This is a genomic window from Aeromicrobium sp. CF4.19, assembly GCF_051262555.1.
Lineage (GTDB): Bacteria > Actinomycetota > Actinomycetes > Propionibacteriales > Nocardioidaceae > Aeromicrobium.
In genome coordinates, this window is record NZ_JBIMEU010000002.1 from 1 (window position 1) to 13,697 (window position 13,697).

Below are 13,697 nucleotides of genomic sequence, written 5' to 3' on the forward strand. Positions count from 1 at the left end.
TCCGAGCTCGGGAAGGGTGACTTCGGTTGCCATGATCTCTCGTTCTCTCGTCTCAGGCGTGGGAGTGCAGCGGCTTGCCGGCGAGGGCGAGGGCTGCCTCGCCGAGCGACTCGTTCTGCGTCGGGTGGGCGTGGATGAACTGCGCGACGTCCTCGGGGTAGGCCTCCCAGTTGACCATGAGCGAGGCCTCTCCGACCTGCTCGCCGAACCGGGAGCCGAGCATGTGGACGCCGACGATCGGGCCGTCCTTCTCGCGGACGAGCTTCACGACGCCGGCCGTGGCCAGGATCTGGCTCTTGCCGTTGCCGCCGAGGTTGTACTCCAAGGTCTCGACCTCGTCGTACTTCTCCTTGGCCTGCGGCTCGGTGAGGCCGACGGAGGCGATCTCGGGCTCGCAGTAGGTGACGCGGGGGATGCCGGAGTCGACGACGGGCATGGGGGAGAGCCCGGCGATCTCCTCGGCCACGAAGATGCCGTGCGCGAAGCCGCGGTGGGCCAGCTGCAGGCCGGGCACGAGGTCGCCGACGGCGTAGACACCCTCGGCGTTGGTGCGCAGACGCTCGTCGGTGGGCACCCAGCCGCGGTCGACCGTCACACCGGCCTCCTCGAAGCCCAGGCCCTCCGAGCGCGGCCCGCGGCCCACGGCCACCAGGACGAGGTCCGTGTCGATGGTGTCCCCGTTCTCCAGCGAGACCTTCACCCCGGACTCGGTCTGCTCGACGCCGGTGAACTTGGTCCCGGTCTTGAAGGCGATCTTGCGCTTGCGGAACGCGCGCTCCAACAGCTTGGACAGCGCGGGGTCCTCCAGCGGGACGAGGTTCGGCAGGGCCTCGACGATCGTGACCTCGGCACCGAAGGAACGCCAGACGGAGGCGAACTCGACGCCGATCACGCTGCCGCCGATGATGACGACGCTCTCGGGGACCTCGCTCATGGTGAGGGCCTCGTCGCTGGTGATGACGCGTCCGCCGATCTCCAGGCCCGGCAGCGTCCGGGGGAAGGAGCCGGTGGCGAGCACGAGGTTCTTGCCGGTGTAGCGGGTGCCGTCGACCTCGACGCTGCCGCCGCCGTCGGAGGCGGTCTCCACGACCTTGCCCTCACCCTCGACGACGGTGATCCCGCCGGACTTGATCAGCCCCTGCAGACCCTTGTAGAGCCGGTCCACGACGCCGTCCTTGTAGGCGTTGACGGCCGGCATGTCGATGCCCTCGAAGGACGCCTTGACGCCGAACGTCTCGGACTCACGGGTGTTGTCGGCGACCTCGGCCGCGTGCAGCAGGGCCTTGGTGGGGATGCAGCCGTTGTGCAGGCACGTGCCCCCGAGCTTGCCCTTCTCCACGAGCGCGACCGAGAGGCCGAGCTGCACCGCGCGCAGCGCACAGGCGTAGCCGCCGCTGCCCCCGCCCAAGATGACGATGTCGAAGTTGTTGCTGTCCGCAGGGCTGGCCGCCACTGTCGCCTCCTCGTGGGTGATCTCTTGTCATCTTGTCACCTCTGCACGAGCCCGCACCACTCGGGTGAAAGCGACTCGCGAGTAGCCTCACGCACGTCCTGCGACCGCCCGTCGGGCAGACTGGGGGCATGGCTCTGTTCGGCCGCAGACGCGGAACATCGGACCGTCGTGCGACGCGCGACGACCTCGCTGCGCTGCGCGAGTGGGTCACCACACGGCAGGGCGTCGAGGCCTACGTCGAACCTCCGACGAACTTCACCGAGACGACCGTCGTGCTCGTCGCGGCCGACGGCGAGTCGATCCGTCGACGCGTGGCGTCGGCCAAGGCGGCCGGCGACTTCGCGCGGAAGGCCGGCATTCCCGTCTACGACACGAACCGCGTCGGCTTCCCGCAGCGGATGCGTGACTACGCCGTGCGCCAGAAGGCTGCGCAGAGCGGTCGGGCGGCCTCGGCCGGTCGGTCCGCTCCCGCGCGTCCGCCGGCCGAGCGACCGCTGTCTCCGAGCGAGCGGGACGCGATCGCGTCCCTGCAGGTCTCGGCCGGCGCCGACGGCGTGAGTGGGCGTCCGGGGGACGACGTGCTCCGACAGTGGTGGAAGCAGGCCCGGGTGCGTTCCCATCCCGATCGCCGCGGTGGTGACCGCACGGAGTGGGACGAGGTCGAGCAGGCGGCCGACACCCTGGGGCTCACCGAGTCCTGACCGCCAGGCCCTGCTGACTCAGTCGAGCGCGTCGGCGTGCTCGGGCGGCCACACCACGCGAAAGCGCTCGAAGATCATCTCGACGTCGTCGACGTCGGTCGTCGCTGACAGTCCCAGGACGCGTCGGACGAAGGTGCGATGCTCCTGAAGCCAGTACCCCCGGCTCAGGTCGCCCTCCCCCTCGTCCGCGGCGAACCGATCGTCGACGGAGTCCAGGCGGCCGGCGCGCACCTCGGTGGTGCGCAGGATGACTCGCTCGCGATCGCTGCCGTCGCTCACGACCCAGTGGCCGCCGACGGTCACGGGCTCATCGGGGTCCGGCGGGCCGGAGGTCGCACGCTTGCCGCCGGCGAGCACGAGTGCCAACAGCTCGTCGGCGAGCGCTGGGGAGTCGCCGAACGGACCGCGAGCGGGGAGGGCCTCTGCCTGCTCGGGAGAGGCATCGACGTAGTCCGCCCACAGGTCGGTCACGACCAGCTCCGCTCGTCGAGGCCGCCGGGGACGTCGGCCGCGGGGTCGTAGGGGGTGCGGGTGAACGTGAACGACGCCAGCTCGAGCTGCAGGGGCGCGCTGGCGGCGTCACGGCGCACGGCCAGGACCTCGCCGGCGTAGTAGCCCTCCAGTCCACGCCAGTGGTCGCCCTCGCGAGCGAACCGTGCCCCTCGCCCGGCGCCGGGCTCACCCAGGCGCAGGACGTCGTCGCGCAGCGTGAGGGTGAAGCGGGCGGTGCCCCAGAACCAGTCGCCGACGAGGTCGAGCTCGTCGGTCTGGTCCGCACAGGCCGTCCAGGCCGTGACCGGCAGGGGGTCGTGCTCGCGCAGCAGGGAGAGCAGGTCCACGCCGACCGGCCCCAGACCGGAGGTCGCGTTGGCCAGGACGACCACGCCGTCCCCGGAGTCCGCGTCGATCCAGAGCTGCGCGAGGAACCCCGGCATGGAACCGCCGTGTCCCACCAGCCGGCGTCCGCCCACCGCCAGCACCTGCCACCCGAGCGCGTGGGCCATCACCGACGTGTGGGTGGGCGCGTCCCACAGGGCGACCGGTCGTTGGGCCTCGACGAGGCTCTCCGGCGCCAGGACACCCCCGGTGTGCCCCGCGCCGAAGGCCGCCCACGTGGCGAGGTCGTCGGCGGACGACCACAGCTGGCCGGCCGGCGCCATCGCCCCAGCATCGTGCTCGGGCTCGGCGTGCAGGAGGTCGGCGAAGGGGTGGACGGCCAGTCCCGGGGCGCTGGGGGGCTCGGGCCGAAAGGTCGTCCTGTGCATGCCGAGCGGGGCGAGGATCTCCTCCTGCAGCACCTGTGGCCAGGACCTCCCGCGGACTCGCGCGACGAGCTCGCCGAGGATCCCGAAGCCCACGTTGGAGTAGTGGTGCCGTGTCCCGGGCGTGAAGAGGAGTCGTGGCTCGCTCGCCACGAGCGCGGACCAGTCGTCCCCGGGCGTGCGCTCCCACCAGGGGCCGGCCGTCTCGGCCTGCAGGCCGGACGTGTGCGTCAGCAGCTGCGCGATGGTCACGGGCAGGTCGAGGTCCGGCAGGTGCCGAGAGATCTGGTCGCCCAGGTCGAGCCGGCCCTCGTCGCGCAACCGCATCACCTGGACGGCCACGAGGGTCTTGGTGAGCGAGCCGATGCGGTACTGCGTGTCGGTCGTGGCCAGGGGCGAGCCCTCGCGGCCGTCCACGTGACCGACGCCGTGGGACCACACCCGCTGACCGGCCCGGACCGCGGCTGCGGTGAGCGAGGGCAGCCGCTTGTCGCGCTGCTCGGTGGCCAGACGCTGCTGCAACGCAGCGGAGGCGGCCGCTCCCAGGGTCACGAGGCGCTGAGGTCCTCGGCGAGCCGGACGAGGGTGCGAACGGCCGCGCCGGTACCACCGGGCGTGGTGTAGTCGCGCACCGCGCCGTCGTTCCAGGCCGGTCCGGCGATGTCCAGGTGGGCCCAGGACTTCTCGCCGACGAACTCGCGCAGGAAGGCCGCGGCGTAGAGCGTCCCGCCGTACGGCTTGGGGTTGTGCTGACGCAGGTCCGCGATGGTCGTGGAGGTCACGGAGGTCCCGATCTCCTCGGGGATGGGCAGCGGCCAGGCGGCCTCCCCGGCGCGCTCGGCCGAGGCGAGGACCTGGTCACGGAAGGCGTCGTCGTTGCCGAGGACGCCTGCCGTCCGCTCACCGAGCGCGACGAGGCACGCCCCCGTGAGCGTGGCGACGTCGACGACGTGGTCGGCATCGGACTCGGCGGCCAGGGCCAGGCCGTCACCCAGGACGAGTCGGCCCTCCGCATCGGTGTTGTGCACCTCGACCGTCTTGCCGCCACGCAGAGTGAGGACGTCACCGGGGCGCGTGGCCGATCCGCTGGGCATGTTCTCGGCCAGGCAGGCCCACGCCGTGACCGCGATCGGCAGCTCCAGCTCGGCGATCGCCGTGAAGGCGGCGACGACGGCGGCGGCTCCGGCCATGTCCATCTTCATGGTCTGCATGCCGGCGCCGCTCTTGATGGAGAGTCCGCCGGAGTCGAAGGTGATGCCCTTGCCCACCAGTGCGAGGTGGGTGACGGGCTCGGACGGCGTGTACGTCATGCGAACCAGCCGCGGGGGGACGTCGGAACCGGCTCCCACACCGATCAGGCCGCCGCAGCCCTCCTTGGCGAGGCGCTTCTCGTCCCAGACGCTGACGTCGACGCCCTTGGTGCCGAGCGCGGCGATGGCGTCGGCGAAGCCGGGTGGGCGCAAGTCGCCCGGGGCCGTGTTCACCCAGTCACGCGCGGCGTTCACGGCACGGGCCACGACGACCGCCCGCTCGACCGCGGCCGTGGTGGTGCTCTGGCGGGCGAACGGGGTGAGGACCTGCACCGACTCCACGCGGGTGGAGGTGTCGTCGGGATCGGGGGACTTGTACGTCTCGAACCGGTAGGCGCCGAGTCCGACGCCCTCCGCGACGGCGGCGACCTCGTCGACGCCGGCAGGGTGCAGGGCGACGGCGACGGTGCGCGCCCCGGCCTTCTCTGCGGCACGCAGGCCGACGGCAGCAGCGCGGCGCAGCTTCTCGGCGCTGGGCTCGACCGGCAGCCCGACGGCCACGACCGTCCGGACCTTGCCGAGTCCGCCGGCCGGGAAGGTGGCGACCTGGCCCTCCTTGCCGGTGAAGCCGACGGCGGCGAGCGCGTCGGCGACCTCGACGGCGTCCTCATCGGTGCGAACTCCCAGGACGAGGGCGTCGGCCCGGACGGTGGTGGGCTTGGAGGTGCTGGCGGTGACGACAGGCATGCCGCCACCCTAACGACGTGCCACGACGTCCTCGTCGGGCCCGCTCCGGGCCGCCCGAGCGACCCGTCCGTACCCGAGGCATTAGGTTGATCCGCATGGACCTGCTGCACTCTCCGCTGCATGACCGTCACGTCGACCTCGGGGCGAAGCTGGCCGAGTTCGGGGGCTGGTCGATGCCGCTGGAGTACGCCGGTGGTGGCGTGCTCGCCGAGCATGCAGCCGTGCGAGACGCTGTCGGCCTCTTCGACGTCAGTCACCTCGGCAAGGCCACGGTCAAGGGGACCGGTGCGGCGGACTTCGTCAACAGCTGCCTGACCAACGACCTCGGGCGCATCGCACCCGGGCAGGCGCAGTACACCCTCTGCTGTGACGAGGACGGTGGCACGGTCGACGACCTCATCGTCTACCTGCGCAGCGACTTCGACGTCCTCCTCGTGCCCAACGCCGCCAACACCGCAGCGGTCGTCGAACGGCTGCGCACGGCGGCGCCGGACGGGATCGACGTGACCGACCGGCACCGCGAGTACGCCGTGCTGGCGGTGCAGGGCCCTGCGAGCGACGAGGTGCTGCAGGCGCTGGGCGTCGTGGTGGACCACGCGTACATGTCGTTCGTCGAGGGGACGGTGGCCGGGGCCGACGCCATCGTGTGCCGCACCGGCTACACCGGAGAGCGGGGCTATGAGCTCGTGGTGCGCTCCGAGGACGCGGTGACCGTGTGGAACGCCGTGCTGGCGGCGGGCGAGCCGTCGGGCATCCGCCCGTGCGGCTTGGGCGCGCGTGACACGCTGCGCACCGAGATGGGCTACCCGCTGCACGGTCACGAGCTCTCCGAGGAGATCAGCCCCGTGATGGCCCGCGCAGCGTGGGCCGTCGGGTGGGACAAGCCGACGTTCTGGGGCAAGGACGCCTTGACCGGTCAGCGGCAGGCCAAGCAGGGTCGGCTGCTGCGTGGCCTCCTGTCGCAGGGTCGAGGCATCCCTCGGCCGGGCATGAGCGTGCGCCTGGTCGGTGCGGACGGGCAGCCCGCGGACGTCGTCGGTGAGGTGACGTCCGGGACGTTCTCACCGACCCTGCGCCAAGGCATCGGCCTGGCGCTGCTCGACCGCTCGGTCACCTTCGACGACGAGGTCGTCGTGGAGGTACGCCGTCGTGCCGAGCCGTTCACCGTCGTCAAGCCACCCTTCGTGGAGAACACCACCGCCTGAGGGCGGAGGGAAGGAGATCGTCATGGGTTGGAGCTGGGTCTACGAGGACGGCACTGGGACCGAGGTGGGTCGCTCGGAGTCGTTCGACAGCCGGTCCGACGCGGAGTCCTGGGTCGGTGAGTCCTTCGGCGACCTCGTCGAGGACGGTGTCGACCAGGTCAGACTGCTGCAGGACGGGACCGAGGTCTACGGTCCGATGTCCCTGCATCCCTGAGTCGCGCTGACGAGCCGGAGCACCGGCACGTGAGCCGGTTCAGTAGTGCGTCTTGAGCGCCCCGCCGCGAGCGATCTGCGGCTTGGGCAGCCGGAAGCGGCGCAGCTGGGTGCTGCGCAGCACCGCATAGGTGGTGATGCCCCGGCGCTTCTCCTCGCCGAAGCGGTCCCGGACCGCGCGCTTGACGAGCCGGACCATGCGGATCTCGTCGAAGATCGTCACGATGATGAGCGAGAGCCACACCAGCAGGATGAACGCGTCGACCTCAGGGACGCGCACCACGGAGGTGTTCACGACGTTGACCACCACGACGACCAGCAGGATCGGCAGCAGGTACTCGGCCACGTTGATCCGGCGATCGACGACGTCGCGGACGAACGCCCGCACCGGGCCTCGGTCGCGGGGCGGGAGGTAGGCGTCGTCGCCGGTGCGCAGCGCCTCCTGCTGCCTGCGACGGGCCTTGGCGCGCGCCTCGCGCTCACGCACGACCTGCTCCTTGCGCGACCGCGGCTTCTTCATCGCCTTCTTGCGCGCCTGCTCGGCCTGCTTGCGGCTGGGGGTGGGTCGCCCCTTGCCGGACATGCTCTCCTCGCTCACGCCGTCACCCTACAAGGACCCCAGCCCGCCGCCCGTGGGCGTCGGCGGGAGCGGTCGTGGGGCCGCCCCGATAACCTGTGGCCATGGGCATCGTCGACCGGATCAGCGCGGTCTTTCGCGCGCGCCAGGGCGCCAAGCAGATGGACGACATCAGCGGGGACCTCGACGCCACGTACCGGCGCCAGCTCGCCCAGCTGCAGCAGGTCCGTCGCGGAGTCGCCGACGTCACCACGAGCCGCAAGCGCGTCGAGGTGCGGCTGCGCCAGATGGAGTCCCAGTCCCAGGCGCTCGACCAGCAGGCCGCTGACGCCGTGGCCCGTGACGACGACACCGCGGCCCGCACGGTGCTGGGCCGCAGGATGACGCTCGAGAAGGGCATCGAGGACCTGCGCGAGCGACACGCCGGCCTGCAGCAGGAGGAGACGTCGCTGTCCGACGCGGCAGCCGCCCTGGAGGACAAGATCGAGGACTTCCGGATGCGCAAGGACACCCTGACCGCTCGGCACTCCGCGGCGACGGCACGGTCAGAGGTCAACAGCGTCGGCGGAGGGATCACCTCCTCCTTGAGCGAGGTCAACCAGCAGATGGCGGAGACCGAGCGGCACACGCGCGAGCTGGAGGCCCAGGCCGACGCCGTCGATGAGATGGTGCGCGAGGGCGTCATCGCCGGCCCGGGGGACGATCCCGACGAGCTGGAGCGACGACGCTTCGACGCCGCGCTCGGCGACGACACCGAGGAGGGCGAGAAGCGCGATGGCCAAGACCAGATTTCGCAGTGACCGCGGGCTGAGCCTGCGCATGGGAGGCGTCGGCCTGGGGCTCGGCGCGCTCTACGTCGGCTTCGGCGCCGTCCTGATCTACGCCTCCGGCAGTGCCATCGTCGGCCTCGTGATCGTGCTGGGGCTGTCCTGGGGGCAGTGGTACTTCTCCGACAAGCTCGCGCTGAAGTCGATGGGCGCCAAGGTCGTGGAGCCCCACCAGGCGCCCGAGCTGCACGCCATGATCGACCGGCTCTGCGTCCTGGCCGACATGCCCAAGCCCCGGGTGGCGATCGCGCAGACCGACATGCCCAACGCCTTCGCCACCGGCCGTACCCCCAGCCACTCGGCGGTGTGCGTCACCACCGGCATCATGCAGCGACTCACGGCCGAGGAGCTGGAGGGCGTGCTGGCCCACGAGCTGGCGCACGTCGCCAACCGGGACGTCTCGGTCATGACCGTGGCGTCCTCGCTCGGTCTGCTCGCGGGCTTCATCACGCGCTGGGGCTTCTACTTCGGTGGCGGCGGGCGGAACAAGAACGCCGTCCCGTTCCTGGTGGTGCTCCTGGTCAGCGTGGTCGTGTACTTCCTGAGCTTCCTCATGACGCGGGCTCTCTCGCGGTACCGGGAGCTGAGTGCCGACCGGAGCGGTGCCTACCTGACCGGGCGGCCCTCGCAGCTGGCCTCCGCCCTGACCAAGATCTCCGGGGAGATGAGCCGCATCCCCAGCGAGGACCTGCGCGCCAAGGAGTCGATGAACGCCTTCTTCTTCGCCCCCGCGATCAGCAAGGGCTCGGTCATGGCGCTGATGTCCACCCATCCGCCGCTGGAGAAGCGGCTGCAGAACCTCGCCACGGTGGGCGCCGAGCTCTCGGACCCGATCTGATGGGCTGGTTCGACGCCATCCTGGGCCGGACCAAGCCGCCCCAGGCCGACCTGGACGTGCTCTTCGGTCTGCCCCAGGCAGCCATCACCCTCGAGGCCGGCGGTTTTCCCGCCACCGGTCAGGGAGCGGTGTGCTTCCGCGACGTCGACGGCAACCACGACGACGCCGTCGTGGCGGGCGTGCGGGAGGTCATCTCCACCGACGTCTCCGCCGGCGTGGAGCTCGCCACGGACGCGCACGGCTACCGCTGGCTGTCCGTGACCCGGCCCGGGGCCGACGTCAGCGGGCTGGTGACGGACCTGCACGCGGCCAACTCCTCGCTCGTGGACGCCGGGTACGGACCGAGCCTGCTGTGCTCGACCGTGCTCTTCTCGACCCCGTCCGGTGGGCCGGCCGCGCTCGTGTACCTGTTCAAGCAGGGCACCTTCTACCCCTTCGTCCCCCTGCCCGGACAGCGACGTGACAACGCTGCTGAGCTGCAGCTGCGCGGCCTCGCGCAGGGCGACGTGCCGATCGAGCCCGCGCTGGAGCGGTGGCTCGCCCTGTGGGGCGCGCCCGGCCTGGATTCTGCCCGCTGACCGCCGGGGCCCCGCACCCGGTGGACGTGACGCCGACGGGGGATAGGTTGAGGGTGTGACGTTCGAGAGCCTCTCCACCGACGAGATCCAGTCCCTGCACTCCGCCCAGGAGGAGGCGTACGCCAGGCTGCAGGCAGCCGGCCTCACGCTGGACCTCACGCGCGGCAAGCCGTCACCCGAGCAGCTCGACCTCTCCGGCGACCTGTTGACGGAGCCGGGCCCGGACTTCCGCGACGGTGCCGGCACCGACACCCGCAACTACGGCGGCATCGCCGGCAACGCCGACCTGCGTGCGACGTTCGCCGAGATCATGCAGGTCCCCGTCGACCAGGTGGTCGCGGGCGACAACGCGAGCCTGGCGATCATGCACGACCTCGTGGCCTTCAGCCTGCTCAAGGGCACCGTCTCCTCGCCGCGACCATGGTCGGCCGAGGACGAGGTCGTCTTCATCTGCCCCGCCCCGGGCTACGACCGTCACTTCGCCATCTGCGAGCAGTACGGCATCCGGATGGAGACCGTCGACATGTTCGAGGACGGGCCGGACATGGACGCGGTCCGCGAGCTCGTCCAGGACCCTGCCGTCAAGGGCATGTGGATCGTGCCGACGTACGCCAACCCCACCGGGGCCGTGGTGAGCGAGGCCGTCGCCCAGGAGCTGGCGACGATGGAGACGGCCGCGCCCGACTTCCGGATCCTGTGGGACAACGCCTACGCCGTGCACCACCTCACCGAGCAGCGCACTCGCACCGCCGACATCCTCGGCCTGTGCGAGGAGGCCGGCCACCCGGACCGGCCCTTCGTGCTGGCGTCGACCTCCAAGATCACCTTCGCCGGGTCCGGAGTGAGCTTCCTGGGGGCCTCGGCCGACAACATCGCCTGGTACACGCGGCTGCTCGGCAAGCGCACGATCGGACCGGACAAGGTCAACCACCTGAGGCACGCCCGGTTCCTGCCCGACGTCGAGGCCGTGCACGCACACATGGACCGGCACCGCGAGATCCTGGCGCCCAAGTTCGAGGCCGTCCTGGAGATCCTGCGCGACCGGCTCGGTGGCCACGACGTCGCCACCTGGACCGAGCCCAGGGGCGGTTACTTCGTGAGCCTGGACGTGCCGGACGGGACCGCGTCGCACGTCGTGCGGCTCGCCAAGGGCGCCGGCATCGCGCTGACGCCGGCCGGGGCCTCCTTCCCCCGCGGCGAGGACCCGCGTGACCGCAACATCCGCATCGCTCCATCGTTCCCCTCCATGGACGACCTCCGGGCCGCCATGGACGGTCTGGCCACGTGCGTGCTGCTGGCCGCCTCCGAGCAGCACCTCGCGTCCTGACGTGACCGGTCTCGCGGAGGCCGGCCCGTGAGGGTGCTGGTCGCTCCCGACGGGTTCGGCGGCACGCTGACCGCGGCGCAGGCGGCCGCGGCGATCGCGCAGGGGTGGGCCCGGCAGGCGCCCGGTGACGAGGTGACCCAGCTGCCCATGGCTGACGGCGGACCCGGCTTCGTCGACACGGTCCACGCCGTCCTCGGTGGAGAGCTGGAGGTCCTCACGGTGGCGGGTCCGCTCGGCGAGCCCACCCCGGCGACCGTCCTGCGGGTCGGCGATCTGGCCTACGTCGAGTCGGCGCAGGCCTGCGGGCTGCACCTGCTGTCCGAGCCTCGGCCGTGGGCGGCCGGCTCGGCCGGCGTGGGCGCGGCGATCGCCGCCGCCGTCGATGCGGGCGCGCGGACGGTCGTCGTCGGGCTCGGAGGAGGCGCCACCAACGATGCCGGCGCAGGTCTGCTCGCTGCGCTGGGCGCCACGTCCGACGTCCCCCTCGATGCCGGTCCGCGGGGACTGCGTGGCGTCGGCCGCGTCGACCTCGGCCCGGCCCGCGAGCGGCTCGAGGGCGTCCAGCTCGTCGCCGCGACCGACGTCGACGTCCCACTGCTGGGGATGTTCGGCGCGACCAAGACCTTCGGCCCCCAGCGTGGGCTGGACGAACGGGACATCATCGAGGTCGACGGGCTGCTCGACGCCTTCGTCGTGGCGGCGTGCGGCCCGACCCCTGCGGAGCGCAGGATCGCGGACGGGCCGGGAGCGGGGGCCGGTGGCGGCCTGGGGTTCGGCCTGCTCCTGCTCGGGGCCGAGGTCCGGCCCGGTGTGGACGTCGTGGCCGACGTGGTCGGACTGAGCGACGCGTGCGCCGGGCACGACCTCGTCGTGTCGGGGGAGGGCCTGTACGACCACACGTCCCGCAACGGCAAGGTGGTGCACGGGGTTGCTGCCCGGGCAGCGGGCTCGGCCCGGCCCTGCATCGTCCTGGCCGGCGAGGTGACCGTCGGCTCTCGGGAGATGCGAGCGATGGGCGTGGAGTCCGCGTACTCGGTCGTCGATCTCACCGGGCGGGAGCGGGCCCTCTCCGAGCCGGGAGCGAGCCTGGCCGAGCTGGCCGCCCGCGTCGCCCGTACCTGGTCGCGCTGAGTGGCGCCCCCGGGTCTGCGCCCCCGCGCCGGGATCCGGACGGTGTGGCACGGAGCGTAGGATGGGAACAGAATCGATTGCGGGCAGGTTGACGCCCGTGGACGAGCCACCGAACGCGACGGAGATGACATGAGCCTCGACAGCAGCACCGAGACCCAGACCGAGAAGCCGGCCGACGGCATCCAGCTGAGCGACGGTGCGGCCGAGAAGGTCAAGAACCTGCTCGCGCAGGAGGGTCGTGACGACCTCGCCCTGCGCATCGCGGTCCAGCCCGGAGGTTGCTCCGGCCTGCGCTACCAGCTCTTCTTCGACGAGCGCACGCTCGATGGCGATGAGATCCGTGACTTCAACGGCGTCAACGTCGTCGTGGACCGGATGAGCCTGCCGTACCTGCACGGCGCCTCGATCGACTTCGTCGACACCATCGAGAAGCAGGGCTTCACGATCGACAACCCCATGGCCACGGGCTCGTGCGCCTGCGGCGACTCCTTCCACTGAGCCTTTCTTGCCGGGCTCATCCAGCTCGGCAGTCCGGCTGATCACGACGGCCCCCCGCACCGCGGGGGGCCGTCGTCTATCGTGCTGGAGTGCATCTCGCTATCGCCGGCTCCGTCGCGACGGACCACCTCCAGCTCTTCTCCGGCCAGTTCTCCGACTCCCTGGTCCCCGACCAGCTCGACAAGCTCGCCGTCTCCTTCCTCGTCGAGGACCTGGACATCCGGCGCGGCGGGTGCGCCGCGAACATCGCGTTCGCCCTCGGTTCGCTCGGGCACCGCTCGACGCTCGTGGCCGCGGTGGGCACCGACTTCGCCGAGCAGGGCTACCAGGCCTGGCTGGAGAAGGCCGGGGTCGACTGCTCCCTGGTGCACGTCTCGGCGACGTTGCACACCGCGCTGTGCACCATCACGACCGACGACGCCCACGCCCAGATCGTGACCTTCTACCCGGGGGCCATGTCCGAGGCGCGGCACATCGACGTCGCCGCGATCCATGCCGAGCGGCCGATCGACGTGCTGCTGATCGGCCCTGACGACCCGGCCGGGATGCAGCGTCACACGCGCACGGCGCGCGACGCCGGCATCCCGTTCGCCGCGGACCCCTCGCAGCAGCTCGCCTGGGCCGACGGTGAGCTGATCGCCGACCTCGTCGACGGTGCGACGTTCCTGTTCAGCAACGACTACGAGGCCGCGCTCATCGAGAAGAAGACCGGGTGGAGCGCGCAGGACGTGCAGTCACGCGTCGGGACCCGCATCGTCACCCGCGGGAAGGACGGCGTCTCGATCTTCGCGTCCGACGGGTCCGTGCTCGAGGTCCCGGCCATCCCCGACGTCGAGGCCGTCGATCCCACCGGGGTGGGCGACAGCTTCCGGGCCGGCTTCCTCGCCGGCGTGGGCGCCGGGCTGGACCACGAGCGTTCAGCGCAGGTCGGCTGCACGATCGCGGCGAGCGTCGTGGAGACCACCGGGACCCAGGAGTACACGTTGGCCCGGGAGTCCTTCCTCGCCCGCCTCGGCGGTGCGTACGGACAGGCCGCGGCCGATGAGGTCGGCGCCGCACTGGCACTGTCGTGACCCCCGGGACCACCCGC

The 13,697-nt window shown here is 71.6% G+C and carries 15 protein-coding genes; 10 read left to right on the forward strand and 5 right to left on the reverse strand.

The window, feature by feature from the left end; genetic code table 11:
* Positions 1 to 52 precede the first annotated feature (52 nt).
* Positions 53 to 1,453: a dihydrolipoyl dehydrogenase gene (gene lpdA, locus ACHAAC_RS04495; protein WP_435714786.1), complete on the reverse strand. Its 1,401-nt coding sequence runs from the start codon at positions 1,451 to 1,453 to the stop codon at positions 53 to 55.
* A 128-nt stretch (positions 1,454 to 1,581) separates the two neighbouring features.
* Between lpdA and ACHAAC_RS04500 the strand changes: the two genes are divergently transcribed.
* On the forward strand, positions 1,582 to 2,154 hold the full coding sequence (locus tag ACHAAC_RS04500; protein WP_435714788.1) for a hypothetical protein: 573 nt from the start codon (positions 1,582 to 1,584) through the stop codon (positions 2,152 to 2,154).
* 18 nt (positions 2,155 to 2,172) lie between these two features.
* Here the strand turns inward: ACHAAC_RS04500 and ACHAAC_RS04505 are convergent, their stop codons facing one another.
* The 3 genes from ACHAAC_RS04505 to ACHAAC_RS04515 are packed head-to-tail and all read right to left on the reverse strand — an operon-like array spanning position 2,173 to position 5,413.
* Positions 2,173 to 2,625 (reverse strand): ASCH domain-containing protein, encoded by a 453-nt coding sequence (locus ACHAAC_RS04505; RefSeq protein WP_435714790.1) that lies wholly within the window; start codon positions 2,623 to 2,625, stop codon positions 2,173 to 2,175.
* A complete protein-coding gene (locus ACHAAC_RS04510; RefSeq protein ID WP_435714792.1) occupies positions 2,622 to 3,968 on the reverse strand; it encodes a serine hydrolase domain-containing protein in 1,347 nt (448 codons plus the stop codon). Before ACHAAC_RS04510 ends, ACHAAC_RS04505 begins: the two co-directional genes overlap by 4 nt.
* Positions 3,965 to 5,413 (reverse strand): leucyl aminopeptidase, encoded by a 1,449-nt coding sequence (locus ACHAAC_RS04515; RefSeq protein WP_435714794.1) that lies wholly within the window; start codon positions 5,411 to 5,413, stop codon positions 3,965 to 3,967. Before ACHAAC_RS04515 ends, ACHAAC_RS04510 begins: the two co-directional genes overlap by 4 nt.
* Before the next feature lie 95 nt (positions 5,414 to 5,508).
* On the opposite strand from ACHAAC_RS04515, the gene gcvT reads away from it, so the two are divergent.
* Together gcvT and ACHAAC_RS04525 are read left to right on the forward strand one after the other, a co-directional pair.
* Positions 5,509 to 6,618: a glycine cleavage system aminomethyltransferase GcvT gene (gcvT, locus tag ACHAAC_RS04520; protein WP_435714796.1), complete on the forward strand. Its 1,110-nt coding sequence runs from the start codon at positions 5,509 to 5,511 to the stop codon at positions 6,616 to 6,618.
* A 22-nt stretch (positions 6,619 to 6,640) separates the two neighbouring features.
* Positions 6,641 to 6,832: a hypothetical protein gene (locus ACHAAC_RS04525; protein ID WP_435714798.1), complete on the forward strand. Its 192-nt coding sequence runs from the start codon at positions 6,641 to 6,643 to the stop codon at positions 6,830 to 6,832.
* A 39-nt stretch (positions 6,833 to 6,871) separates the two neighbouring features.
* Here the strand turns inward: ACHAAC_RS04525 and ACHAAC_RS04530 are convergent, their stop codons facing one another.
* Positions 6,872 to 7,429 carry a DUF3043 domain-containing protein gene (locus ACHAAC_RS04530; RefSeq protein ID WP_435714800.1) on the reverse strand — a complete coding sequence of 186 codons (558 nt, stop codon included), beginning with the start codon at positions 7,427 to 7,429 and terminating at the stop codon, positions 6,872 to 6,874.
* A gap of 83 nt (positions 7,430 to 7,512) precedes the next feature.
* On the opposite strand from ACHAAC_RS04530, the gene ACHAAC_RS04535 reads away from it, so the two are divergent.
* From ACHAAC_RS04535 to ACHAAC_RS04565, 7 genes are all read left to right on the forward strand, one after another.
* Entirely contained in the window at positions 7,513 to 8,208 is a 696-nt protein-coding gene (locus ACHAAC_RS04535) for a PspA/IM30 family protein (protein ID WP_435714802.1), read from the forward strand.
* Entirely contained in the window at positions 8,183 to 9,073 is an 891-nt protein-coding gene (gene htpX, locus ACHAAC_RS04540) for a zinc metalloprotease HtpX (RefSeq protein ID WP_435714804.1), read from the forward strand. The genes ACHAAC_RS04535 and htpX overlap by 26 nt, the downstream gene beginning before the upstream one ends.
* Positions 9,073 to 9,651: a PspA-associated protein PspAB gene (pspAB, locus tag ACHAAC_RS04545; RefSeq protein ID WP_435714806.1), complete on the forward strand. Its 579-nt coding sequence runs from the start codon at positions 9,073 to 9,075 to the stop codon at positions 9,649 to 9,651. Before htpX ends, pspAB begins: the two co-directional genes overlap by 1 nt.
* A 55-nt stretch (positions 9,652 to 9,706) precedes the next feature.
* Positions 9,707 to 10,978, forward strand: a complete 1,272-nt coding sequence (locus tag ACHAAC_RS04550) for an aminotransferase class I/II-fold pyridoxal phosphate-dependent enzyme (RefSeq protein WP_435714808.1) — start codon at positions 9,707 to 9,709, stop codon at positions 10,976 to 10,978.
* Positions 10,979 to 11,005: 27 nt separating this feature from the next.
* Positions 11,006 to 12,109, forward strand: coding sequence for a glycerate kinase (locus ACHAAC_RS04555; protein WP_435714810.1), 1,104 nt, complete (start codon positions 11,006 to 11,008; stop codon positions 12,107 to 12,109).
* Positions 12,110 to 12,238: 129 nt separating this feature from the next.
* The gene (locus ACHAAC_RS04560; RefSeq protein ID WP_435714812.1) at positions 12,239 to 12,607 is read left to right on the forward strand and encodes a HesB/IscA family protein; all 369 of its coding nucleotides are present in this window, start codon (positions 12,239 to 12,241) and stop codon (positions 12,605 to 12,607) included.
* 89 nt (positions 12,608 to 12,696) lie between these two features.
* The gene (locus ACHAAC_RS04565; RefSeq protein ID WP_435714814.1) at positions 12,697 to 13,680 is read left to right on the forward strand and encodes a carbohydrate kinase family protein; all 984 of its coding nucleotides are present in this window, start codon (positions 12,697 to 12,699) and stop codon (positions 13,678 to 13,680) included.
* Positions 13,681 to 13,697 lie beyond the last annotated feature (17 nt).

Coding starts and splice junctions, on each gene's coding strand:
- ACHAAC_RS04500 (WP_435714788.1), top strand. CDS start 1,582: ATGGCTCTGTTCGGCCGCAGACGCGGAACATCGGACCGTCGTGCGACG.
- ACHAAC_RS04515 (WP_435714794.1), bottom strand. CDS start 5,413: ATGCCTGTCGTCACCGCCAGCACCTCCAAGCCCACCACCGTCCGGGCC.
- gcvT (WP_435714796.1), top strand. CDS start 5,509: ATGGACCTGCTGCACTCTCCGCTGCATGACCGTCACGTCGACCTCGGG.
- ACHAAC_RS04525 (WP_435714798.1), top strand. CDS start 6,641: ATGGGTTGGAGCTGGGTCTACGAGGACGGCACTGGGACCGAGGTGGGT.
- ACHAAC_RS04535 (WP_435714802.1), top strand. CDS start 7,513: ATGGGCATCGTCGACCGGATCAGCGCGGTCTTTCGCGCGCGCCAGGGC.
- htpX (WP_435714804.1), top strand. CDS start 8,183: ATGGCCAAGACCAGATTTCGCAGTGACCGCGGGCTGAGCCTGCGCATG.
- pspAB (WP_435714806.1), top strand. CDS start 9,073: ATGGGCTGGTTCGACGCCATCCTGGGCCGGACCAAGCCGCCCCAGGCC.
- ACHAAC_RS04560 (WP_435714812.1), top strand. CDS start 12,239: ATGAGCCTCGACAGCAGCACCGAGACCCAGACCGAGAAGCCGGCCGAC.